The following is a 24534-nucleotide window of genomic DNA, read 5'->3' on the forward strand; positions in this document are numbered from 1 at the left end:
TAATATTTTATTTATTTATTGGATTTGGTTTAACTCCCTCGTGAGTAATAACTACTGATTTTATATACCCATTTTCATCAAAATACATTCTATCTATACAGGTCATCCTGGAGTCACGTGCGGTTTCCCCTCCCGGACGGCGGTGGTACACAATATAATAATCATCTTTACCTGGTGTTTTTATTACCGAGTGATGCCCGGCACCATTGGCAATCTCTGGATCCTGTTGTAATATTGTGCCAATTCTTTTAAAAGGGCCGGTAGGTGAGTCGGCAATGGCATAAGCTACGCTGTAATCTGGACCGGTCCAGCCACCTTCAGACCACATGAAATAATATTTTCCATCTCGCTTAAACATAAACGGTCCCTCTACGTAACCCTCCGGGGTCACTTCCTTAAAAGTTTCACCATCTTCAAAAGTTTTGAACCCGGTGAAATCATCATTTAATTTTGCTACGTTACAGTGTTGCCAACCCCCGTAGAACATATAATATTCTCCATCGTCTTCAAAAACAAATTGGTCTATAGGCTGGGCGCCGTTATGGAATTTTCCAATTAAAGGTTTCCCCAAATGATCTTTGTAGGGCCCTGCTGGACTGGAAGCTTTAGCTACACCAATACCTCCAAGCTCTTCATCACTTTGAATATCGTTAGCTCCAAAAAACAGGAAATAATCTTTATCTTTTTTAATAATAGCAGGAGCCCACATAGCCCGGTTAGCCCACTTCACTTCAGCAGTATCAATTATTCTTTCGTGTTTCTCCCAGTTTACGAGGTCTTTTGAAGAAAAAGCATCAAGAAATACCTGTTCCTCGTAAGGAGCAGAATAAGTAGGAAAGATCCAGTATTTATCATCAAAAACGATTCCTTCAGGATCGGCATACCAACCGGGAAAGACGGGATTATTGTTTTGAACAATTTCTTCTTCTGTTTTCTCTTCTTTTTCTTTATTATCTTCTGCATTCATTTTGCAACTTGTAACGGCAAGCGCTGCAAACATCAATAATAAAAGGTTTCTATAAGAATTTTTCATCTTTAGCATTTTAATTTAAACTTCGTATTTGTTCCAATCCATTACCTCATTTCTAGTCACTGGATCCATAGCTACTTTTAATAAATCTTCATCGTATTTCATTCCGTGTTTCTCAAGCACATGCGCTGGGACACCGTCCCAAACATTGGGAGTATTCCCGCGATAATCGAGATATTTAAATCCGGGCTCACTTGTAAAGTAGCCGGTAACTACCAGGTTCCTGATATTCCTAAAAAATACAGGGCCTGGAGAATTTTCTTCAAAGGCTCTGGGGTAAGCCATGTTATCTATAATTTCCATTTGATTTTCTTTTGAAATCTCATTGAAAGCTGCTTCAAAACGTTTATTGCTTTCCCTATTAATCCACATTAAACCACCACGCATTGGAATTTGATGCTCGGGAATGTCTTTTACAATAAACTCGATGAATTCCGGTACGCCTGCTTCAGTAGCGGAAACCGATTCTTCATCTTCAGGAATAATAATATCTGATAATATAGAAATAGTAGCCATCTCTTCTTCAGAGAAAAATGTCTCAGAATATAAATCTTCATCTCTTTCCTCTTCCGCCGGAGTTCTTCCGTACCCCTCTCTTTCTTCAATTATATCTCCTGCAGCAATAGGTGATTTTTTATCGGTCACACAACTGCTAAGGAACAAGCTAGAGCCTACGCCTCCCAGAACCAGTGCTTTTAGTGATTCCCTTCTATCCATAATTATAAATTTTATAAATTCCCTTTTTTAAGCTGTTCGGTCAAATAATCAGTAGCACGCCAGGCCAGTGCCAGGATCGTCCAGGTTGGATTCTTATCTGCCTGGGATACAAAGGGACCGCCGTCCATAACAAATAAATTAGGTACATCGTGCGCCTGGTTAAATTCATTTACAACAGAACTTTTAGGATCTTTACCCATCCTTGTGGTTCCCACTTCGTGGATAATCTTTCCAGGATTTTCTAGTCCGTAATTTTTTTCTTTTCCAGGCTTGTCCCCTAATGGAACTGCGCCCATATTATGCATCACCTCTTCAAAAGTATCTTGCATATGCCTGGCTTGTTTTACTTCTTCATCAGACCAGCTGTAATTGAATTTTAGCACCGGGATTCCATACTTATCTACTGTATTTGAATCAATTTCGCAATAATTTTCTTTTCGTGGAATACTTTCTCCACGTCCGGCCATTCCAAAGGTAGCTCCATAGAATTTTTTTACATCTTTTTTGAGGCCCGTGCCATAAGCATTTCGTGAAGTATCACCGGTAATTTCTTTTAAGGCCTGGGTATTAAACCCAAATCCATAAGCAGGCATACTCATTCCGCCCCAATATTCAATATGATATCCACGAGTAAAACCAAGGTCTTTACTATCGTTTAGCCACCATGGTGTATAAAGGTGCATTCCGCCTACGCCGTCTTCATTATAACGTTCTCTATCTACCAGTTGGGGAATAAATCCCATCCTGGAAGATCCCGTTGAATCGTGAAGGTACTTCCCTACCACTCCGCTGGAATTTGCCAGTCCGTTAGGGTGCTGTGCCGATTTTGAATTAAGTAAAATACGTGCCGAACTACAGGCGCTAGCGGCTAAGATTACTACTTTTGCTTTGATTTCGTAATCTCTTAGATCGTCTTTATCTATATAAGAAACCCCGGTAGCTTCCCCTTCCCCATTGGTTAAGACTTCTCTAACCATGGCATTTACATAGAGGTCTACATTACCAGTTTTTACAGCTGGTTTCACTAAAACAGATGAAGAAGAAAAATCGGCATAAGCCATACAGGAACGGGAACACTGGTTACAAAAAAAGCATGCGCCACGCTCCTTATTCACCGGTTTTGTGAGTATAGATAAGCGAGAAGGAATCATAGGAACTCCTGCTTTATTAGCCCCTTTTTTGATGTATAACTCGTGTAATCTGGGCTTTGGAGGTGGTAAAAAGAACCCATCTGGTTCGTTTGGTATATTTTCTTTAGTCCCAAAAACCCCAATTAATTTATCTACTTTATCGTAATATGGTTTTACGTCTTCGTAACCTATTGGCCAGTTATCACCTTTTCCATCAAAATCCTTTCGTTTAAAATCCAGGGGACCAAAGCGAAGAGAAATACGCCCCCAATGGTTGGTTCTTCCACCTAACATCCTTGATCTAAACCAGGCAAATTCTGTATTTGCATTTTGGGTATAGGGCTCCCCTTCTAATTCCCAGCCACCATAGGCCATATCGAAATCTCCAAAAGGCCTTGTAGTAGAAGCTCCTCTACGTGGAGACTCCCAGGGCCACCTAAGTTGGGTGCGCTGTTCTTTGTTAGCAGGATCAAAATCTGGTCCCGCTTCCAGCAATGCTATTTTAAACCCGGCATCAGCAAGTAGTTTGGCCGCCATACCGCCACCAGCACCCGAGCCTACTATGCAGACATCATATTTAGTTGATTGCTTCTTTATTTGAAATGACATTAATTCAATTTATGTGGTTATACCTTCTCCTTCTTCTCCAGTACTCTTCCAGATTTCGATAAAGCTACTGCGTAAGCTCCCAACATAGTAGCATTGTTGGTGCCCAACCTGGAAATACCCACCGGGACTCTTTTATCTTCTACGAATTCAATTTCCCTGGTAGAAAATGGAACTTTAATTTTTTTCATTGCAGTTTTATAAAATGCCTGCTTAGTTTTTTGTTCTTCAAAAGAAAAAGCCTGAGATACTATTCTATTAAACCTGTCTTTGTTCCTATTCTCAATTTTTCCATTAAGATGCTCTAATATTTGTGGCAACAGTAATTTAGAAGAACCTGCTATGCCCCCACCAATAACTACACCTCCATCAATTATATTCATAACATTGGCCAGTGCTTCTGCGGCAACTTTCGCAACACTATCATAAGCCATAACTGCGGCTTCCCTATTTCCATTTTTATCTCCTACGGCAATTTGAAAAATATCTTTTGGGCTTAACTCAAAGCTTTCTTTAGAGTAATCTTTATAGTAGGATTGGATTCCCCTTACACTTACACTTTCTTCGGCAATAATTTTTGGCTCTAAGAGATTTCTCATCAACCAAATTTCTCCCCCCGCAGAATTATCTCCTGCACATATTTCCTGGTTTATAACAACCCCGGCGCCAAAACCGGTTCCTAAAGTAATACCTATTAGATTTTTAAATTCTTTTTTTATTCCGAATTCTTTAAAACCATTATTAACCTCTGGAAGAAAGCCACCAATAGCCTCTCCATAGGTAAAAAGATCTCCGTCATTATTAATATAAGTAGGCAAGTTAAAATAATCCTCCAACATTGGTCCCAAGGCCACGCCCTCTTTAAAAGAGGGGAAGTTTGGAGGGCTTATAATAATCCCTTTTTCGTATTCTGCAGGTCCTGGGAAAGCAAAACTAATAGCCACTGCCTTTTCTGGCAATAAAAGCTTTTTTACTCTTTTGAAACCTTCAATAATATTTTCCAGGCATTTTTCTAAATCTGTTGAGTTGGATGGTAAGGTGATAAGTGGAGTAATTGGTTTTCCTCCTTTTAAAGCGGAAAAAACAAAATTAGTCCCACCTGCATCTAATGTTAAAACTATTCTTTCGTCTTGAAATATTTTCATTTGCAAACTTAGCAGTAAGATTTTCGGTTTTTATAATTTTGTTATTTCAACAAATGCGGCTTTTCCTGGTAAGTTTTCCAAAGAAATTCTCCAAATAGCGTATTGGCCCAGGCAAACCATTCCCGGGAGAAATTTGTGGGATCGTCTTTATGGAAGGTTTCGTGCATAAAGCCAGTATCTCCATGAGTATTTTTAAGTGTATTTATACACCATTTAATTTCTTTATCATCCTTACTGGTTAAACCTTTCATGGTAATAGACATAGGCCAAATCATATCTAGCGCAACGTGGGGGCCACCTATTCCTTCAGCTGCAGTGCCTTCGAAAAAGAAAGGATTGTCTTTAGACCAAATATAATCTCTTGTATTTTGATAAATAGGATCATCTGCAGCTACGGCGCCTAGATAAGGTAATGAAAGGAGACTAGGAACATTAGCATCATCCATTAACAATTGGTTGCCAAAACCATCCACTTCAAAAGCGTAGATCTTACCATATTTTTTATGATCTACAACGGCATACTCATCCAAAGCTTCTTTCACCTCTTTTCTTAACTTCAGGAGTTCATTTGCTTTATCGGTCTCTCCATGGATTTCTGTTAACATTTCTGCAGCTTGCTCCAGGCTAACCACTGCAAAGAAATTTGAAGGAATTAAAAACGAAAACACCGTGGCATCATCACTAGGTCTAAATGCCGAACAAATTAGGCCTACTGGATTAACTGGATAGCCATACCCCTGCAACGCACGGGTATCGGTAGCTTTTGGAGTTTCTCTTTGAAAAGAATATGCGCCTCTATCATCCTTTTTTTGCTGATCTTTAAATACCTTAAGGATAGAATCAATGGCTTTTATCCAATTATCATCGAAAGGGCTGGTATCGCCAGTAGATTTCCAGTAATGGTAACCTAACCTAATAGGATAACATAGGGAATCAATCTCCCATTTACGCTCGTGTACACCAGGCTTCATATCGGTTAAATCGCTAAACCATTCACCTTTCTTTTCAGAATCATCATAAAAAGCATTAGCATACGGATCTTTTAATATATACTGAGTCTGCTGGTTTATAACACCCGCTATAAGTTTTTTAAGTTTTTGATCTTCCTCGACAAAAGTCATATAAGGCCAAACCTGCGCTACACTATCCCTTAACCACATGGCATCGATATCCCCGGTTATTACATAGGTGTTTGGTTTGCCATTTATTTCTGAATAGGTTACCGTGGTATCTAAAGTATTAGGGAAGCAATTATTAAAAAGCCATCCCAGTTCTTCGTCTTTTACATTTTTCTGAAATTCTGCAATAACCTTTTCAATTATTTTACTTTCGAAATTTCGATCTCCCTTAGGAGTTCTAACCACGGGGAATTTTTTAAAAAAATCGCTTATTTCTGAAGCATTAAGATGAAATGGATCCAACATTGTTAGACCGCCTGCTAATGCAGTATTTTGTATAAATTTTCTACGTTTCATATATTAAAATTTCTGTAGGACTTAATAGTGATAGTTCTTATTCCTCTTGTATATACGCTATTTTTTTTCATTAAATATTATCAGGATTTTCTGCGTAAGCTTCCCATAACTCATCGAGTGTAGCACCCGTAAGTTCTTTCCATAATACTTCGGAATAGGTATTTTCCCGCATATTTCTATCCAGAGCTACAACAAGATTCTGATTATAATTATTTGAAATCCAGGCTAAAAACCTGGCGGTTATTCTATAGCTATTTTTATAAGATTGATCGGGTGAATATTCTGGCAGAAACCATTCTGCACCTTCATTATTAACACCATATTTATAACGTACATAATCGGCAATTCCCTCGGTAAGCCACCCTGGACCCGCTTGATGTGGATAGGATTGTACAATATGCATGGCTTCGTGAGTAATTACATCTAAATCGTTTGGTTTCTTTTCAAGCCATTGGGAGCTTATTGTGATTTTACCATTGTTCGCAAAGGCAACCCCGGTATAGGAAGTATCAATTTTAACAAAAATGGTATCCTTAGCTTCAGGATTAAAATCTTTTACCATTTTTGGATAAACCTTAAAGAAGGTTTTTACTAAACCGTTCTTTACCTCGCTATCTAAAAAAGGCGAATCGTTGGTAAACATTAGAGTTTTATCTTTTTCCTTAAAAACTTCAGGTTGCTGAGCTTGCATTTCGATTACCACAAGGAGGGTAAACAAGGTGATAAGCAGGCAGGTATTTTTCATTTTTTAATTTCTTTCAATTCTATTCCAAGCTCTTTATTCTCTTTAAAGATTTCTAGAGGAAAAGATTTAATGTATTACAAGGCTAAGCTTTGTCAATACTTTCAAATAGGTATTAAATTTATATAAGAAAAAGCGGAGGTGGAATTAATTAGGCTAACAACTAAATATGAAAAAACTATTAAAACATGATTGCCTCACCTCCACTATTTCTATTTATAAATTCTTTTTAATTTAAATTGATTCACTCTTAGGTAATCCTGGATTATTATTACCAGATAAAAATTAAGAGGTCAAAATACTTAGTTTGACCTCTTTGGCTAAAACTTTATTCTGGAATTGATAATAGGCGCCACTCACTCATTTGGAATAGACCTCCGCCATTATTATTTACTACATTAAACCTATAATGAGTATAAGCCGTTTCATTCTCAAAATAAAACTCCCTGGTTAAATTTCTTCCGCTAAAAGTTTGATCAACTCTTTCATCCAAAACTTCCCAGTTTTCACCATCATTAGAACCCTGAATTTGCCAATCGCGCGGATCTCTATCTGGTGCATCATTTCCAGAGGTTAATTGATAAAAACTCACTACTTTCTCTTCTTCAAACTCAAGGTTTACCCAAAACGGTTGCTCGTAACCGGCTAAATATTTCGAATTTAAATCTCCATCAATTAATTTTAGGGAGCCTTCATTGCCCTCTGGGCCACCGCCATTCTCTCTATTTACAGATATTACCGCTTCATCAGTAATATCTACCGGGGCTGAGGCAATCACTTTTAATTGTGCTTCAGCACTTATACTCTCCTGGTCCTGAGAAACTATTCTTAAAACAGTTTCTCCAGCTCCTACGGCAGTAATAGTTACTGACTTATCTTCGTTCATAACAAGATCGGCAACACTAGGATCATCAATCTCCCAAACATAGTCCCTGGCTGGAAAAATATTGGGTACAAATCTTGCTTTAATCTCCTCTGTTTCTCCTGAAATAAGTAAAATATCAGTATTGTCTAGAGTAACTCCAGTCTCCACCAAATCTGGGAAATCCCTGCGCCCCTCACAGGAAAACAGGCCTACTAAAATAGTAGCGAGGATGATATTCTTTAAATTGAAAATTTTTGTCTTCATATTATATTTTTTTAATAACCTGGATTTTGTTCTAAATTAGGATTGGTTTGCACCTGTCTTAGAGGTATTGGATATAATGTTCTAAAATCTTCACTAGGTTCGTGATCCCACCATGTTCCCGTGGTAAATTCACCAAATCTTATAAGATCTGTACGACGTTTCCCTTCAAAAATAAATTCACGACCTCTTTCTTCCAGTAACTCATCTAATGTTAAAGTAGCCGTGGTATAAGAAGCCTCAGTCCAGTCTTCATCATTAAAATAACGACTCTTACTTTCGTTAATAAGGTCTACCGCTTCAGCGGTTGCACTTCCACCATTTAATCGCATTAAAGCTTCAGCTTTGTTAAAATACATTTCGGTTAACCTGTAAATCACAAAATCGTTTTCTAAATAGTTTTCATCTGTTTGTGTTCCCGAACGATATTTATGAAAACGAGCACCACTGTTCTCTTCTCCATCTGTCATACTTCCTTCTCCCGTTTGGCCTTCAGTATTTCTTCTAATATTGTTTACATAAACCAAAGGCTGTCCATTATATTCTTCTGATCCTAAAATTGGCTGATCTGTACCGAATCTATATTGAGGTCCGAATAAAAACCACTCCTGTTTTCTAATATCGCTCTCTTTATATTCATCAAAAGCTGAAGGAATTACAACAAAAGCATTCCAACCTGAATAATTTACATCTAATGCAGGGGCCATATTGGAGAATCCTGAATAAAAAGCGCGCCAATCATAGCCAAATCCATTTTCTCTACTAAATGGAAACTGGAAAATATTCTCTGGAGAAAGTTCATTCTGGTTACTAAAAGGACCTAATGGATCCTGGTCTAAGGCCATACTTCCCATGAGTGCCCCACCTTCTCCATTAATTACTTTATCGGCATACTCAATGCTTTCCTGCCATCTTGGTTCTCCACTCCAAACTTCGGCATTAAGATAAAGTTCAGATAACATAGCGTATCCAACAGCTTTAGATACTCTACCAAGTAAGGATTGTGACAACGGCTGAAGGCTTTCTACATTCTCCAACAATTCACTTTCTACAAAGGCAAAAACCTCTTCTCTGGATGCAGTAGCTGGATTCTGGGGCTCGCCCACTTGAGTAACAATTGGAATATTACCAAAAAGATCCATTAATTTCATATAATGGTAGGCTCTTAAAACTTTTGATTCTGCTACTAAAGATTCCAAACGCTCCTGAGATATATTTGCAGATTCAGGATCAATATTTTGGATATCAGTAATGGCCGAGTTTACATATCCTACTCCAGTCCACATTAAACTCCAGGTATTGGCCAGTCTCCCTTCCTGAGGAGTCCAGGTGTGATAATGTTGTCTAATATGATCTCCACCATCAAATCCATGAGGCCCTTTTTGAGGCCAGGCTACCTGATCAGCTGATAATTCATTGTGATAATAATAGCCATTTTGGCCAGACCAGGACAACCAGGCCTGCATGTGTGTAAAAGGTCTTAGTGTAGCCTGAATAATTTCTAATTCATTATTATAGAAATTTGATTCCTCTAGTTCAGAATATGGACTCTCATCCAAATCCATACAGCCGAAGAAACTAAATACTAGCGCGAAGCAGGCTAAATTTTTTATACTTAATAAATTCTTCATTTCTTGTTTGTTTAAAATTTAACATTCATACCAGCAGTAATCGTAGTAGTTCTAGGATAGAAATTTCTATCATCTACACCAGGATAAAGCCCGGTATCCTGAACTTCCGGATCTCTACCTGTATATCCAGTTATTACAGCAAGGTTACGTGCGTTGGCATAAACCCTAAGGGCATTGAAAGGACTATTTTCTCCAAATTTGAAGTTATATCCAAGAGTTACGTTATCCAGTTTTACAAAATCGCCGCTTTCCAGGTAATAATCTGAATATTGAGGCTGCTCACTAATATGGCTATACTGGTCTAAAGCAGAAGTCAAAACATTGCCTCCAATATTTGGGTTGCCATAAAACAAGTCTACTGTATTCAAAATATCATAGTCAAATTTACCTCTTAAGAAAACAGTAAGATCAAAGTTCTTATAGCGAAAGGTATTGGTTAAGGATGCATTGTACTTAGGCATTCCGTTTCCTATTATAGCATTATCTTCTCGCGGACTAATCTCACTGGCTGGCACTACAGAGCCATCGGCCTTATAAAAAAGCCATTGGCCATCTTGTGTGAAGCCGGCAAAACGTTTTCCGTAGAAATTTCCAATTGGCCCTCCTTCGGTATTTCTAATTGCATCTCCTAAATTTCCTGGGTTTCCAATATTTCCTCCATAAATTTCACTGGCAATAAATTGATCATTAGAAAGTGTAGTTAGTTCATTTTCCTGATAACTACCAGCCATATCTATAGTCCAGCTAAAATCTTCAGAATTAATAGCTCTAAAAGTCATTCCTAATTCTACCCCTTTATTAGTTATGGTACCAACATTAGTATAAATAGTACGCTGAACAAACGGCGGTTGTGGCACTTCATAACTTAGAAGTAAATCTTCGGTGCGGCGGTTATAAACATCTAAAGCACCAGTTAATCTATTATTAAACAGCCCAAAATCCAATCCTAAGTTCCATTCCTTTTTCCTTTCCCATCTTAAATCTGGGTTAGGGTTTTTATTAGCTCCGTAGGTTTGATAGAACGTTGGAATATACTGTCCATCGGCATTTGGAGAGTCTGGGTAAATTGGATAACGCCCACCGGTCCCAAGTGTTACCAGAGATTGATAATTGGGAATACCCTGATTACCGGTAATACCATAATCTGCTCTTAGTTTAAGATTAGAAACAAAGTCTGTATCTTCCATAAAAGCTTCATCTGAGATTAACCAGGCAGCAGAAACAGCAGGAAAATTACCCCACTTATTATTAGCTCCAAATTTAGAAGAACCTTCTCTACGCATAGATGCCTGTAGGAAATAACGATCTTTAAAAGAATAATTTACTCTGGAAAAAAACGCGATTAGCGTATTATCATTTTTAAAACTGTTTAGACCAGGTCGGGGTAAATCGGTATCAATAATTGCGTTTCCAGCACCAAAATTCCAGTCTAAAAATGCATCAGTAGTAAAACCACTGTTATTCATATCAAAAGTTTCCAAAGTAGTATACTGGTAACTATAGCCTCCTAATAGATCAAAAGCATGATCTCCTATTTCCCGTTCAAAGGTTAAGGTAGGCTCAAAAGTAGTGGTATGATCCAGTAAGTTTGATTTATAAGCATAACCAGTTCCCAGGTACTGACTTCCATCGTTGTACTGGTTCCAATCCTGAATAGATCTATACTGCCTGTCATTCCAGGTATTACGTTGGTAAGACCCAAAGGCAGCTACTATTAGACCTTCTGTAATTTCAAAGGAAGCTTTAGCATCACCAGAAAAAGTTTGCTGCTGTCTCTTATTAAACCTGTTTTCATATTCCGAAAAAGGATTGTATCCTCGCTGAGGCTGATAAAAACCGAATTTTCCTTCGTTATACAACTCGGTTCCTTCTTCAACGGAATAAGGAGCATATATAGGTGCAGTAGGGTTCCAATCGGTTACAATACCAAATTGACCTCCTCCTAATAAATTAGCATTATTAAAGTTAGTTACAATGCTAGACTGAAAATTTAATCGATCGTCAAAAGCGGATTGATTAAAACTAGCTCTAACCCCAAATTCTTCTCTTTCATTTTCCAATGCAATTCCTTCAAGATTCCTATAGTATAAGGAAACCCTGTAATTACTATTTTCGCCTCCACCAGAAGCAACAAAATTATGATACTGACTAAGGTTTGCTTCGTTAACAAGTTCATCAAATATATCTGTAGAATATCCGAAATCATTTGAAGAGAAAACGCCATCTTCCATAGCCTGCCTATACTGGGCTGCAGATAAAAAATTTGGTTTAGCGTTTACAAAATCTCTTGATAAAAACGTAGAATAATCAAAACTAGTTACTCCAGATTTACCTTTTTTGGTAGTTATTAGTATAACACCATTGTTTCCTCTGGTTCCATAAATTGCTGAAGCAGCACCACTCTTAAGAACATCAAAAGACTCAATATCATTTTGCTGTACAAGGTCTAAGTTACCACCTGGAATACCATCTATAACGATTAAAGGTTCTGTATTACCAGTTATTGAGGTAACCCCTCTAAGCTGAATTGATGTCCCTGCATTTGGGTTATTTCCGGCAGGTCGGGTAATTGACAATCCGGGTACTTTACCCTGAATAAGAGATAAAGCATTAGTTACTACTCCCTGGTTAAAATCATCTTCAGTCACCTTGGTAATAGAAGTAGTAACAGACCGTCTATTTTGGGTACCATACCCTACCAATACTACCTCATCCAGAGATTCCTGGCTAACTTCCATTTGAACATCAATCAAAGATTGTCCATTTACATTTTGCTCAATCGTTTGCATTCCAACAAAAGAAAATACCAGCACCGCATCCTGGTTTTCTAATGTAATAGAGTAATTCCCATCAAAATCGGTCTGTACTCCATTGTTCGTTCCTTTTTCCTGGACAGTCACCCCGGGAAGAGGTAATCCGTTAGAATCAGTAACAGTTCCTGTCACCGTATTTTGATTCAGCGCATAAGGATATGCCTGGGCAATCTGAAATACCATTAATAAGAAAAACAAAAAATATTTGAGATTCAATCGAAGGTAAATAGACCGAACAAACAGGCTAGTCTTTTTTTCCATATTAGTTTAAAGTTTAGTTAGTATTTAACATTAAATTAGTAAAGCTAATATACTAAAACGGTTTAGTTAAAAAAATAATATTTAAAATTTTAGTAATTTTAACATTCTATGTAGGTGTGAAATAAATGTTTAGGGGTAAAAAGATTAAGAAAAGTTCTATTTCCAGGGATAAAATGGTAACTATCTGAAAGGAAGACCAGAAAGAGATTCAATTATTTTAATAATTATTTCTCTTATTAAACATTTTATTCTGACAGATATAAATTCAGAAATATTTATTTAAATAATTGCCAGGGATTTTTATTTCTCCTTTCTAATATAATAAGCGGACTATTATATAGCAACAGTTTCCTAAGTCACATAATTAATAGCTTCAAAAAATGCTAAAAGTGATTAGAGTATAATATTATAAAAATATACCTTCAATAAAATAGCCCTTCTAACCCCCTCAGATTTTTTTTAAACCATTTCTTGTTTTGCTAAATCGTTTTAGTATATTAGCCGTAAATACTTAGGCAAGTACCTATTTAACCGATAGAAAATGAACATTCTTCTTAAATATTCTCACTATTTATCAAGAAGATACTACACAAAGAACTTTTCTCATCTTGATGGAAGCTCTAATTCCCTTATGATTTTCACAAACTTAAATACAAATAGTTTAAACGATTAACTTTTTAAACCAATTAAAATGGATAAAAAAAATAAGGATTTAAATAAACTTTCAAGAAGAAAGTTTATAAGCCGTACCGCCACAGTTGCCGCCGGTATTTCTATTGTTCCAAGACACGTACTTGGGGGAGTTGGCTACAAAGCACCGAGTGATACTTTAAATATTGCTGGAATTGGTGTAGGTGGTATGGGAAGAGCTAATCTAAGAGAAATGGCCGGGGAAAATATTGTAGCCCTTTGTGATGTAGATTGGAAATATGCTCAAAGAGCTTTTAACGATTATCCCAAAGCCAAAAAGTTTAAAGATTATCGTAAGATGTTAGAAACTATGGGTGATGATATTGATGCGGTAGTAATTGCAACCCCCGATCATACTCACGCAGTTACAGCTGCTGAAAGTATGAAAATGGGTAAACATGTTTACCTGCAAAAACCCCTTACCCATTCTATTTATGAATCTCGATATCTTACAGAACTGGCAAAGGAAACAGGTGTAGCTACCCAAATGGGTAACCAGGGACATTCGGGCGAAGGCACCCGGCTTTTTGCGGAATGGATTCGGAATGGCGAAATTGGTGATCCTATAGAAGCACATTGTTGGACCAACCGTCCCATTTGGCCACAAGGATTAGAAAGACCAGGAAACGAACCTGCTATCCCTTCTACCCTAGATTGGGACCTCTTTATAGGACCGGCTGAATACAGACCTTACCATCCAGCTTATACTCCGTGGAATTGGAGAGCATGGTGGGATTTTGGAACTGGCGCATTAGGTGATATGGGCTGTCATATTATGGACCCGGTATATTTCGCGCTAGATTTGGATCATCCTACAGCCTTTCAAGGTAGCTCTTCCCAGGTAAATACTGAAAGTGCTCCCATAGCAGAAAAAGTAATTTATTACTTCCCTGAACAATCTAAACTGAATAAAATAAATAGACCTGAATTAAAATTAACCTGGTATGATGGCGGATTACTGCCTGAGAGACCAGAAGGTATTAAACCAGGAAAAGTGCTTGGTGATAATGATGGCGGAGCTATGGTAGTTGGAACCAAAGGAACCATTATTTGCGGAACCTATGGTCGTGATCCTTATATAATAGGAAGAGAAGACAATCCACCTCAAACTAAAAAAGTGATTCCGCGTGTTGAAACCAGCCATGAGATGGATTGGGTAAGAGCATGTAAAGAATCTAAAAACAACCGCCGTGAGGCAAGTTCTCACTTCGGTTATTCGGGACCATTTAATGAGGTGGTAGTAATGGGGAATTTAGCTGTTCGTTTACAGGACCTGAATAAGAAATTAAATTGGGATGGAAAAAATATGAAAATCACCAATATTGGAGAAAGTGAAGAAATTAAGGTAGTAACTACCGATAAATTCACTGTGGTAGATGGCGATCCAAAATTTAATACCCAGTATGCTACCATTAATGCGAGAGAAGCAGCCGAACAATATATTAAACATAATTACAGAGAAGGCTGGAAATTATAACCCATTCAACTAAACAATTTATCACACAATTTAAATCACAAATACTATGACATATTTACCTAAAATCAAAAAGAAAAACATCGCACTACCCCTCTTGCTTCTTGGCGCTATCTTTACTAGTTGTAAAGATCAAAAAGAAGAAAATAAAGACCAGGACAATGCTCAAATAGAAGCTAACTCAGAAGAATTAGAAGATGAAGCAGGTTTAAATGAACTTTCAGCAAAAGAAAAAGAAGAAGGTTGGGAATTACTCTTTGATGGAGAAAGTACAGATGGCTGGCGAGGTTATGGAAAAGATTCCTTTCCTAAAGGATGGGTTATTGAAGACGGTGCCTTAAAAGTGCAGGGAAGTGGAGCCGGGGAAGCCGGTGGTGGCGGAGACATTATTTACAAAGAGGAATTTAAAGATTTTGAGCTTTCCCTGGAATGGAAGGTTTCTGAAGGTGGAAATAGCGGGATCTTTTACCTGGCGGAAGAAATTGATGGCGAACCTATTTATACCTCAGCTCCTGAATTTCAGATATTGGATAATGAAAAACATCCTGATGCAAGATTGGGAAAAAATGGAAATAGACAGTCAGCCTCTTTATATGACCTAATACCCGCTGAACCTCAAAATGCCAAGCCAGTTGGAGAATGGAATAAAGCTTCTATTATTGTATATAGAGGCACGGTAGTTCACTCTCAAAACGGAGAAAATGTTGTAGAATACCATCTATGGACTGATAAGTGGAAGGAAATGGTAGCGGACAGTAAATTTAAAGACTGGGAAAACTTCTTAAATGCTGGAGGAGAAGATAAACAAGGCTATATAGGCCTTCAAGATCACGGTGACGATGTATGGTTTAGAAACATTAAGATTAAAAAATTATAGCTAATTTATAAGCATTTCCTACGGTGATTATAAATTCAAAAGAACCTCTTTACTCCTGGTAAAAACCAGTGAGTTTAGAGGTTTTTCATTATATAAAAGTTAGAAATCTCTAAAATTATTTATTCTTCTATTATGAAATTTACATCTTCAAATCTAAGTTTAGCTGGGCTCTTAAAACCCTTCGCACCAATTTTCATATTAATTACACTCGGCGCTCATAGCCTGGTTTTTGGAAAAGAAAAACCAACTTCAGCACCTTCCAAATTGGTTACTCTAGAAAATAATAACAAATGGTCTCACCTTGCCAATTCTCTTCAGGAGTCTACCTATAAAAATTACCTGGGAGAAAATGGAGTGTTTACTCAGGATAATAAGGAACAAAATAAATTTCATTACTGGTGGAATGCTCATATGGTAGACATTTTAATTGATGGTTATTTAAGAACAAAGGACGAATCTTATTTACCAAAGATTAAAGATCTGGTTAGGGGAATAAAAAATTCCAATCAGGATAATTTTCAAATTTACTTTAATGATGATATGGAATGGCTGGGAATTGCCTGTGTAAGGGCTTATCGAGCCACGGGAGATGAAGAATACAAACAGGTAGCAGAATACCTTTGGGAGGAGGTAAAAAAAGGATGGACAGATGTACACGGCGGAGGAATTATGTGGAGAACAGATACACCAGAAGAAAAAAATGCCTGTTCTAACGGTCCGGGCGCTTTGCTAGCACTTAATTTATATGCTATTAATAGTAACGAAGATGAACTTGAATGGGCTAAAAAGATTTTTGAATGGCAAAAAAATACGCTGGTAGATCCTTTAACCGGGCTGGTTTGGGATAATATATCTTATCAAGATGAAGAAGCAGTAATAAATAAAGATCTGGTGTTGTCTTATAACCAGGGAACTTATATAGGAGTAGCTACGCAATTGTTTAACCATACCGGAAATAAAGAATATTTGGAGGAAGCCTGGAAAACTACAAACTCTTTAATGAGGAGCCCTAAACTTACTTTCGAAGGTATTCTAAGAAGCGAAGGCCAGGGTGACGGCGGATTATTTAAAGGGATTTTGGTAAGAAACCTAACTCTTCTGGCAGAAAATCCCGCGCTGGCAAACCAAAGAAAAGAACTCCTATTAGATTTTTTAGCTTTTAATGCAAATACTCTAAGAACTTTTGGATTAGATAAGAAAGAAATGGTAGTAAGTCCTAATTGGGCACAAAAACCGAAGAATCAAACAGATCTTTCAACCCAATTGAGTGGGGTTATGATGATGGAAATGGCTGCCAGGTTAAATTTGAAACAAGAAAATGTAAAAAGGTATTGCCAACAAAACGAGGCAATTTATAAAAAGCCTCATTTTACAACTTTATCTAAAGAAGAAATTGTAATTGTAGTGCTTGGATCTTCTACAGCGGAAGGAATAGGACCCACCAAAAAAGAAAATGCATGGGTACCAAGATTTATAGACTACCTTCAGGAAAGCGATACTAATTTTAAGGTTATTAACCTGGCAAAGGGGGGGTTCACCACAGCAGATCTTCTTCCTGATGGCCACCCCGATAAAAATATCTCTAAGGCACTTTCTTATAATCCCGATGCTATTATAATTAACTTACCATCTAATGATGCTGCAGAAGGCCGCAATACTCCAGAACAATTAGAAAATTACCAGAAAATATTTAATTCTACTAAAAATGAAATTCCGGTATGGGTAACCACTCCACAACCCAGAAATTTTGAAAAGGCAAAAGTTAATATTCAAAAAGATATGGTAGATGCTACTTATGCATACTTTGATAAAGAATTCATCATTGATCTATGGACCTGTTTTGCTACAGAAAAAAATCTTATTAAAAAGGATTATGATAGTGGAGATGGCATACATTTAAATGATGAAGCACATAAATTAATTTTTGAACGTGTAGTTTTAAGCTTATCAAACTTTTTGAAGCAAGGATAATTCATCACCGAATGCTATAACGTCTAATTCTTAATGGAAATAAAATAGGTCCCGGAAAAACATTAGATACTTCGCCGGGACCTATTCAACAAAAGTTACATTTTATTCTGTTATTATCTCTACTTCTCCCCCACTTTTAAACAAATCATGAGATATAAAGTAGCCTTTCAGCTCCTCATCGTTTACCATTATTTGCTTTAGATTTCTACCTGAATTTGCCCTATCTATTGTGAGTGTTTTACCGTTAGGAAGGTTCCATTTAACTTCCTCAAAAATTGGAACTGTCACTAAATATTCGGGATCTGCAGGAGATAAGGGATATAGTCCCATTGCTGAAAAAACATACCAGGCAGACATTTCACCCGCATCATCCATTCCTGAAAGCGCCAGGCCATCTTCCCCAACTCCGTAGAAATCTCCAAGAATTTCATCAATAATCTCCTGAGATTTTTCAGGTTTATCTACAAAATAATAGGAAAATGGCGCTTCATGTGCAGGTTGATTGCCGTGAGAATATTGACCTATAAAACTGGCAACATTTCTCGCTATATGGTCTGGATTCCAGGGCAACGTAAATAAAGAATCTAATTTTTCTTCAAATTTATCTGCCCCTCCATATAGTTTTACTAATTCAGGCATATTATGTGGCGCAAAAAAAGAAACCTGCCAAGCATTGGCCTCACGGTACATATATTCATAATAAGGATATTCGGTATCAAATGGACTAATCCAATCTCCGTTTTCAAGTCTTCCACGCATAAAATTAGTTGAAGTATCAAAAACGTTTTTATAATTTTCAGAACGTTTTATTAAATCTTCATATTTTTCTTCATCGCCCAATGCTTTGGCTAATTGTGCTACAGAGTAATCATCATAGGCATACTCTAAAGTTTTTGAAACTCCAGCTTTGGCTTTGGTTTCTACTTCAGGGTTCTTCACGTCTGGATCTGAAATATAACCCTTCTCAATGTATTCTTTAATATGTGGCCTGGGACCACCATCTTTATAAGCGTTATTCAGTAAGAGTTCATAAGCCTTTTCTACATCAAAGCTTGAATTTCCTCTTAAATAAGTCCCGGCAATGAAAGGTGCTGCATGATCCCCGTGAAAAAATGTGGGGATAAAACCTGTTTTTTCACCTTTATCAATTAAGGTTTTAATAATATCGGTAGTTACTTCAGGAGAAACAATACTTAAAAGTACCAGTTTATTTCGGTAAGTATCCCAAAAAGAAGGGTTGGTATAGTAATTAAAATCTTTTTTCTGAATTTCTCCTTTTACATCTTTAAATTCACCATTCACATCGCTTCTAAGTGCCGGCCATAAAAAAGAACGGTAAAATGAAGAATAAAACATTTCGTTTTGTTTTTCATTTCCTCCTGTAACTTCAATAGTTTTAAGTAAATCTTCCCAGGTATTATTCGCACGTTTTTTAATCTCCTCAAAATCAGCTTTACCAATTTCTTCTTTTAAATTTTGAGCAGCATTTTCAGTATTTACATAAGATAAACCAATTTTTAGGCTCACAGGATTCTTCCCATCTTCTAAACTTAAAATAGCGTAGCCATCTTTTTCTCCCATTTTTTGCACGTCAAGCTTTTTTATATTGACATTACTTTCTGCATAAAAATGAATTTTATCGCCTCCCACATGCTGAAAACCGGATATTGAATAATCATCTTCTTGTGTTATTTCCCAGTTAGATACCCCGTGATTTGCTTTAGCCAAATCAAAAAGGATCTTTCTATCCGTTTCATTTTCATAAGTGTACTCGTGAAATCCGCTTCTCAACGTAGAGGTAAGTCTTACTTTAATTCCATAATCGTCCAGGTTAACTTCGTAATACCCAGGAGATGCAGATTCTGTGTTATGAGAAAATGAAGATTTAAATGGAGCTTTAGCATTCCCCGAAACCGGAAGAATTGGAATATTACATAAATTCCAGTGCCCTTTATTGGTGTGGGTAAATCCAAGTATTTCGGTATCTTCATATTCATAACCAGCACCGGTCCCATACTCAGTTATAGGACTAAGTTGAACCATTGCATTAGGCAAAGAAGAACCCGGAAACACTAATCCCGCCCAAACCCGCCATCCTTCTGGAGGTGTATAACCTATAAATTCCGGATCGGTTAAAGGAGCAGTTCCTATAAATGGATTAACCATTGAAGTATAAGATTTTTGAGGCTCATCATCTTCTACTTCTTCATTATCCTGATTAGTAGAATTGCAGGAGATAAATAAAAAAGACAAGAAAAATAAAAGAAACTTTCCTGTCTGGAAATAAAGGGGTTGTACTAGGTTCATTTTAGGATGTATATTATTTTAAAATTCTATTGTCTATCTAAAAGGGCTTTAGCTTCCATGAGCATAACGCCACTTAGTTGGGTAGATAAATCTACACGACCACTGGGTTCGTCATTCCAATTTGGCCCCGCAAGCCCTGCAGTGGTTAATCCATTGTGATACAGAGTTTCTGCATTAAATTGAATAAACTCTTTGAATTCTTCCTGTTTATCATCTGGAGTATTGGGATTAAGGGTAAGTTGCGTGAAATATCTAACTAATATTCCTTTAAAAAGTCCGCCGTCTCCCTGGCCTTCATTTTTTAAAACTCCACCCGTAGTTATTTGACCGGGTGCTACAACTGAACTCGCAGATTTTATAGCATCCTCTAAGTACATTTCTTCCCCGGTGGCCTGGTGCAATAAGTTTGCAGCACCAATATAAGTTCCCACATTGTAAGTAAATATCCAGTCACGATTTATAACTGCTTCTCCATCCTGGTAATCTATGTTATCCCATACCAAACCTGATTCCGGATCTACCAGGGTATCGTTTAACCACTGGTAAATTTTCTTTGCCCATTCCAAATCTTCCTGGTCCTGGTCAATTTCATAAAGATAAAGAGCAAATATTGCAGCTGGGCCGTTAGAACAGGCGTTTTTACTATTGGGAGTATCTGTTTTCCAGGCAATACCTCCGCCGTGTACATCACTCCATCCTTTTTTCACTTCTTCCCATAGCAAATCTGCCACTTCCTTGTATTGCTCATCATTCGTAAGCTTGTAAGCACGTAGACAGGCAATCCCAAGCCACTCCATATCGTCTATAAAGACGTTTTCATATTTATTCCCATTTTTAATTTTAATTCCTTCCAGCAAAGACTTCATTTTTGGAAGGTAAGACTCATCTCCTGTTCTCTGGTAACCATCAATTAGAACATCCAGCATATGAGCATTCCACCAATAGTTAAAGTTCTCATTACCTTCATTATCCTGCCGAAAAGTTCCATTGGAGGCCAAATAAACACTATATGTTTCTTCCTGTAGGTTTTCTGCAACTTCTGCCCAATTATCTACCTCATCTTCCTCTTCATCCCCAGGGTCTAAAGGTTGTTCCTCTTCTTCCTCTTCCTGAATATCCTCAAGATTATCATTATCTGTGGAGCAGGAAATTAAAAATAAAAGGCTGCTCAGAAAAAAGATTCCAAAAACTAAAATTCTCATAATAACATAATTTTTATGTCGCATTTAATGCGGCTATCAATAATACTTTCTAAAAGATTGAAGCTAATATACTAAATCGTTTTAGTTTAAAAAAATGTTAATTTGACTGAAAATTTTTTAAGGAATTAACTAATGATTTTTTAGAAGGGTGGATTGACGCGGTAATAACTCCGTTTTTAATATAATCTCTTTAGGAGGTAAATCTTTAGTTGACTTCTTAAGTAGCATCAACATTAACTTCATTAGTTCTGAAGCCATCGCATCTTTAGGCTGAGCTATTGCTGAAATTGTAGGGGTGTGGATTTTAAAAAATTCGTGATCGTCAAAAGTCAGAATACCAAATTTATCAATAAGCTCTGGTGAATTCTCTTTGAAAACTTCCAATCCACTTTGTGTTAGATAATTTGTAGAAAAATAAATAGCATCAAGGTCTTCCTTAAATATAAATTCCTTGATAAGTTCTTTTTTACTCTGGGGGTTCCCTGCCTCAAACTCAATTTCCAGAACCCTCTCTGAGAGCCCATGCTCTTTTGTAGCTTTTAAATAACCTTTTTTTCTATTTGCCATTTGAGTTTGTGTAGTGGCAAGAGTAATAAACCCAATTTTTTTAAAACCATTCTCAATTAAATGAAGCGTCGCTTTGTAGGAGGCTTCTTCATTATCTATACCCACAAAATGAGTTTTTAAACCTGGAAAATAACGGTCAAATAATATCACAGGGATATCCTCCTGGATTAAAGCTTCTATATCCTTTTTTATCCCAGGACTAGGGTTTATAATATATCCATCTACCTGTCTATCTTTAAAAAGCTGAATAAGATCCCTGGATTTTTTATCTTTATTCTCGTTACTACAAAAGAGTACCTTATAATCCTGTTCGTAGGCCAGATCTTCTATTTTTCGGGCTATACTGGCGAAGAAATGGTTTGAAATATCTTCTACCATAAAAACTATAATCTTGGATTTTCCTGTACGTAAACTTTGTGCAAGTTGATTGGGTTTATAATTTATTTCTTTTACGTAAGCTAAAACCCTTTCTATCATCTCATCAGATATCTTCTTCTCTTTAGCTTTCCCATTAAGAACAAAAGATACAGTAGTAGGTGAAATGTTTAATTTTTCTGCAATTCCTTTTACAGAATGTTTTTTAGCTTTTTTCATAAATATGCCCCTGTTAATAATATGCACCCTGGCTTGAAATCTTCTTAAGCCGGATTTAATTAATATTAAATTTCACTGTTCAACAAAGAAAATAAGAATAATTAATTAAATTACTATTATTAGAGGAATAAAACTCTATCAATATGCCTTTTTGATTAGAATCTTTAAGTAAAATAAAGAAAAAAACCGAAAAATTTGCTTTTTACATATTTTTACAATTAGCATATAAAAAGAAAATTTCGGCTCTTTATTTAAAAAACCGATATTTTCTTAAAGTCAAATTCCAAAATGTTATTTCTTTAAAGCAAGTTTTATGAAAACCATAAAACTAATCTTTCAGGATATTTATCACTTCCTGATTTACTTTTCTAATTCTTTTAATATTCATTTTATCTTTTTTACGATCGTAAGTCATTAAACCGTTTACCTCCCCTTCCACATCTGTGGTTTGCGTATATACAGCAGCAGAAAAACCGGAACGAACAAGATCTTTTAGGGTTTCTGCATATTCAATATATTTATCAGTAACTTCCTTACTACTTTTAAATTCTACATAACCCCAATTTTTATCACTTGCCCAAAGATGGTCTTCCATAGGGAATCCAATTCCGCCATATTCGCCTAAAACAGTAACCCTATTTGCATCGTATAAATATAATTGCGGGTCTGGGTATTGATGTAAATCCAGAATATCTCCTGTTTGAAAATGGTTCCCCCCACTAGCAGAATTTATAAGTCTGGTTGAATCGTAATTACTGGTCCATTCTGTAATTTCTTTTGTCTTAAACTGCCCCCAGGCTTCATTAAATGGAACCCAAACAACAATACTTGGATATGGCATAAGATAATCAAGGATTTCCTGCCACTCTTTTCTAAAAATTTCTTCTGATTCATTAGACCTTACCAATTCATTACCCTCAAAATATTTCCGCATTTGCCAGTCTTTTTGTTCATCTCCGCTTGGCATATCCTGCCATACTAAGATGCCCAGTTCATCACAATGGGTATACCAACGAGCTGGTTCAACTTTAACGTGTTTTCGTATCATATTATACCCCATCTCCTTTGTCTTTAAAATATCGTATTTCAAAGCTTCATCGGTAGGAGCTGTATAGAGACCATCTGGCCACCAACCCTGGTCCAAAGGCCCAAAATGAAAGTAATCTTCATTATTTAACTGCATTCTAACTATCCCATTTTCATCTCTTTTTTTAGAAATTTTACGCATTGCAAAATAGCTCTTTACCTCATCTACGGTCTCTTTATTACTTATTAGCTTAACAATAGTTCGGTATAAAAAAGGAGTCTCAGGAAACCATAGTTTTGGATCCTCCAATAGGATCTCTAAACTTTCTCCAGCGGCGAATTTTGCCCTAGTAATTTCTTTATCGTCTTCTAAAACTATAACCTCAATAATATCTCCAGTTTCTAAATTTGTAGTCTCGGCCTCCAATTTAACCGTGTTATTATCAATATTAGGAGTGAAATTGATTTTTTTAAAGCTTTTAGGGTTCATTGGTTCTAACCATACGGTTTGCCATATGCCCGTTACAGGTGTATAATATATTCCTTCTGGTTCTCTAACTTGTTTTCCTCTAGGCTGCGGCCCCTCATTTGTAGGGTCCCACACTTTTACACTTATTTCCTGCTCTCCTTTTGTTAAAAAAGGAGTTATATCAAAGGAAAACGGTACATATCCTCCTGTATGACTTCCAATTTTTATATCGTTTATCCATACATCGGCTTTCCAATCTACCGCACCAAAATTTAAATTAATTCGTTGACCATCCCATTCTGTTGGTATGGTGAAATTTCTTTTATACCATAAAACCTGTGACGGTTCTACCCTTTTCATTACTCCAGATAGGCTGGATTCAACCGCGAATGGCACTAATATTTCTCCATCATTAATTTTAGAAGGAGCGCTATTTTTATCTGTAATACTGTAGTCCCAAAGGCCATTTAAATTTTTCCATTGTTCACGCTTCATAATTGGGCGTGGATATTCTGGTAAGATATTTTCAGGATCAAGCTCGCTCGCCCATTCCGTTTTTAATTTATCCCCGGCAGGCTGCCATTGGGAAAACATAGAATATGAGAATAGTACTAAAAAGGAGAAAACACTTACTTTTATCAACTTCATAATTTTTAATTTTAGGAGTTATGATTTATTAAA

At 36.7% G+C, this 24534-nt stretch carries 16 protein-coding genes; 3 read left to right on the top strand and 13 right to left on the bottom strand.

Annotated elements, in window-relative coordinates:
* Window positions 1-7: 7 nt before the first annotated feature.
* The 9 genes from B4F31_RS07300 to B4F31_RS07340 all read right to left on the bottom strand — a co-directional run bounded on the left by B4F31_RS07300 (window position 8) and on the right by B4F31_RS07340 (window position 12676).
* Window positions 8-1033, bottom strand: a complete 1026-nt coding sequence (locus tag B4F31_RS07300) for a glycoside hydrolase family 43 protein (protein WP_083634117.1) — start codon at window positions 1031-1033, stop codon at window positions 8-10.
* A gap of 15 nt (window positions 1034-1048) precedes the next feature.
* A complete protein-coding gene (locus B4F31_RS07305) occupies window positions 1049-1747 on the bottom strand; it encodes a gluconate 2-dehydrogenase subunit 3 family protein (protein WP_075325009.1) in 699 nt (232 codons plus the stop codon).
* Between the two features lie 11 nt (window positions 1748-1758).
* Window positions 1759-3486 (bottom strand): GMC family oxidoreductase, encoded by a 1728-nt coding sequence (locus tag B4F31_RS07310; protein ID WP_286760988.1) that lies wholly within the window; start codon window positions 3484-3486, stop codon window positions 1759-1761.
* A 17-nt stretch (window positions 3487-3503) separates the two neighbouring features.
* Window positions 3504-4628: an ROK family protein gene (locus tag B4F31_RS07315; RefSeq protein WP_037317837.1), complete on the bottom strand. Its 1125-nt coding sequence runs from the start codon at window positions 4626-4628 to the stop codon at window positions 3504-3506.
* Between the two features lie 41 nt (window positions 4629-4669).
* Window positions 4670-6103, bottom strand: coding sequence for a glycoside hydrolase family 125 protein (locus B4F31_RS07320; RefSeq protein ID WP_093304475.1), 1434 nt, complete (start codon window positions 6101-6103; stop codon window positions 4670-4672).
* A 70-nt stretch (window positions 6104-6173) separates the two neighbouring features.
* Window positions 6174-6848 (bottom strand): basic secretory protein-like protein, encoded by a 675-nt coding sequence (locus tag B4F31_RS07325; RefSeq protein ID WP_286760989.1) that lies wholly within the window; start codon window positions 6846-6848, stop codon window positions 6174-6176.
* 325 nt (window positions 6849-7173) lie between these two features.
* Window positions 7174-7974, bottom strand: coding sequence for a discoidin domain-containing protein (locus B4F31_RS07330; RefSeq protein WP_075325012.1), 801 nt, complete (start codon window positions 7972-7974; stop codon window positions 7174-7176).
* Between the two features lie 11 nt (window positions 7975-7985).
* Window positions 7986-9602: a RagB/SusD family nutrient uptake outer membrane protein gene (locus B4F31_RS07335; protein WP_093304471.1), complete on the bottom strand. Its 1617-nt coding sequence runs from the start codon at window positions 9600-9602 to the stop codon at window positions 7986-7988.
* An 11-nt stretch (window positions 9603-9613) separates the two neighbouring features.
* A complete protein-coding gene (locus tag B4F31_RS07340) occupies window positions 9614-12676 on the bottom strand; it encodes a SusC/RagA family TonB-linked outer membrane protein (protein WP_286760990.1) in 3063 nt (1020 codons plus the stop codon).
* 691 nt (window positions 12677-13367) lie between these two features.
* Between B4F31_RS07340 and B4F31_RS07345 the strand changes: the two genes are divergently transcribed.
* From B4F31_RS07345 to B4F31_RS07355, 3 genes are all read left to right on the top strand, one after another.
* Window positions 13368-14843, top strand: coding sequence for a Gfo/Idh/MocA family protein (locus B4F31_RS07345; protein WP_286760991.1), 1476 nt, complete (start codon window positions 13368-13370; stop codon window positions 14841-14843).
* Between the two features lie 46 nt (window positions 14844-14889).
* Window positions 14890-15717 carry a 3-keto-disaccharide hydrolase gene (locus tag B4F31_RS07350; protein ID WP_083634118.1) on the top strand — a complete coding sequence of 276 codons (828 nt, stop codon included), beginning with the start codon at window positions 14890-14892 and terminating at the stop codon, window positions 15715-15717.
* A 132-nt stretch (window positions 15718-15849) separates the two neighbouring features.
* On the top strand, window positions 15850-17688 hold the full coding sequence (locus tag B4F31_RS07355) for a glycoside hydrolase family 76 protein (protein ID WP_286760992.1): 1839 nt from the start codon (window positions 15850-15852) through the stop codon (window positions 17686-17688).
* A 102-nt stretch (window positions 17689-17790) separates the two neighbouring features.
* On the opposite strand, the gene B4F31_RS07360 is transcribed toward B4F31_RS07355, so the two are convergent.
* From B4F31_RS07360 to B4F31_RS07375, 4 genes are all read right to left on the bottom strand, one after another.
* A complete protein-coding gene (locus tag B4F31_RS07360) occupies window positions 17791-19995 on the bottom strand; it encodes a GH92 family glycosyl hydrolase (protein ID WP_075325017.1) in 2205 nt (734 codons plus the stop codon).
* 26 nt (window positions 19996-20021) lie between these two features.
* Window positions 20022-21197 carry a glycoside hydrolase family 76 protein gene (locus B4F31_RS07365; RefSeq protein ID WP_286760993.1) on the bottom strand — a complete coding sequence of 392 codons (1176 nt, stop codon included), beginning with the start codon at window positions 21195-21197 and terminating at the stop codon, window positions 20022-20024.
* Between the two features lie 129 nt (window positions 21198-21326).
* The gene (locus B4F31_RS07370; protein WP_093304465.1) at window positions 21327-22358 is read right to left on the bottom strand and encodes a LacI family DNA-binding transcriptional regulator; all 1032 of its coding nucleotides are present in this window, start codon (window positions 22356-22358) and stop codon (window positions 21327-21329) included.
* Between the two features lie 328 nt (window positions 22359-22686).
* Window positions 22687-24501, bottom strand: a complete 1815-nt coding sequence (locus B4F31_RS07375) for a glycoside hydrolase family 2 protein (RefSeq protein WP_075325019.1) — start codon at window positions 24499-24501, stop codon at window positions 22687-22689.
* Window positions 24502-24534: the final 33 nt, after the last annotated feature.

The sequence above is a fragment of the Salegentibacter sp. UBA1130 genome, assembly GCF_002311535.1.
GTDB classification, from domain to species: Bacteria; Bacteroidota; Bacteroidia; order Flavobacteriales; family Flavobacteriaceae; genus Salegentibacter; species Salegentibacter agarivorans.

Excerpts from the sequence above, each read along its gene's own strand:
- B4F31_RS07300 (WP_083634117.1), bottom strand. The coding sequence starts at position 1,033 with ATGAAAAATTCTTATAGAAACCTTTTATTATTGATGTTTGCAGCGCTT.
- B4F31_RS07305 (WP_075325009.1), bottom strand. The coding sequence starts at position 1,747 with ATGGATAGAAGGGAATCACTAAAAGCACTGGTTCTGGGAGGCGTAGGC.
- B4F31_RS07310 (WP_286760988.1), bottom strand. The coding sequence starts at position 3,486 with ATGTCATTTCAAATAAAGAAGCAATCAACTAAATATGATGTCTGCATA.
- B4F31_RS07315 (WP_037317837.1), bottom strand. The coding sequence starts at position 4,628 with ATGAAAATATTTCAAGACGAAAGAATAGTTTTAACATTAGATGCAGGT.
- B4F31_RS07320 (WP_093304475.1), bottom strand. The coding sequence starts at position 6,103 with ATGAAACGTAGAAAATTTATACAAAATACTGCATTAGCAGGCGGTCTA.
- B4F31_RS07325 (WP_286760989.1), bottom strand. The coding sequence starts at position 6,848 with ATGAAAAATACCTGCCTGCTTATCACCTTGTTTACCCTCCTTGTGGTA.
- B4F31_RS07330 (WP_075325012.1), bottom strand. The coding sequence starts at position 7,974 with ATGAAGACAAAAATTTTCAATTTAAAGAATATCATCCTCGCTACTATT.
- B4F31_RS07335 (WP_093304471.1), bottom strand. The coding sequence starts at position 9,602 with ATGAAGAATTTATTAAGTATAAAAAATTTAGCCTGCTTCGCGCTAGTA.
- B4F31_RS07340 (WP_286760990.1), bottom strand. The coding sequence starts at position 12,676 with ATGGAAAAAAAGACTAGCCTGTTTGTTCGGTCTATTTACCTTCGATTG.
- B4F31_RS07345 (WP_286760991.1), top strand. The coding sequence starts at position 13,368 with ATGGATAAAAAAAATAAGGATTTAAATAAACTTTCAAGAAGAAAGTTT.
- B4F31_RS07350 (WP_083634118.1), top strand. The coding sequence starts at position 14,890 with ATGACATATTTACCTAAAATCAAAAAGAAAAACATCGCACTACCCCTC.
- B4F31_RS07355 (WP_286760992.1), top strand. The coding sequence starts at position 15,850 with ATGAAATTTACATCTTCAAATCTAAGTTTAGCTGGGCTCTTAAAACCC.
- B4F31_RS07360 (WP_075325017.1), bottom strand. The coding sequence starts at position 19,995 with ATGAACCTAGTACAACCCCTTTATTTCCAGACAGGAAAGTTTCTTTTA.
- B4F31_RS07365 (WP_286760993.1), bottom strand. The coding sequence starts at position 21,197 with ATGAGAATTTTAGTTTTTGGAATCTTTTTTCTGAGCAGCCTTTTATTT.
- B4F31_RS07370 (WP_093304465.1), bottom strand. The coding sequence starts at position 22,358 with ATGAAAAAAGCTAAAAAACATTCTGTAAAAGGAATTGCAGAAAAATTA.
- B4F31_RS07375 (WP_075325019.1), bottom strand. The coding sequence starts at position 24,501 with ATGAAGTTGATAAAAGTAAGTGTTTTCTCCTTTTTAGTACTATTCTCA.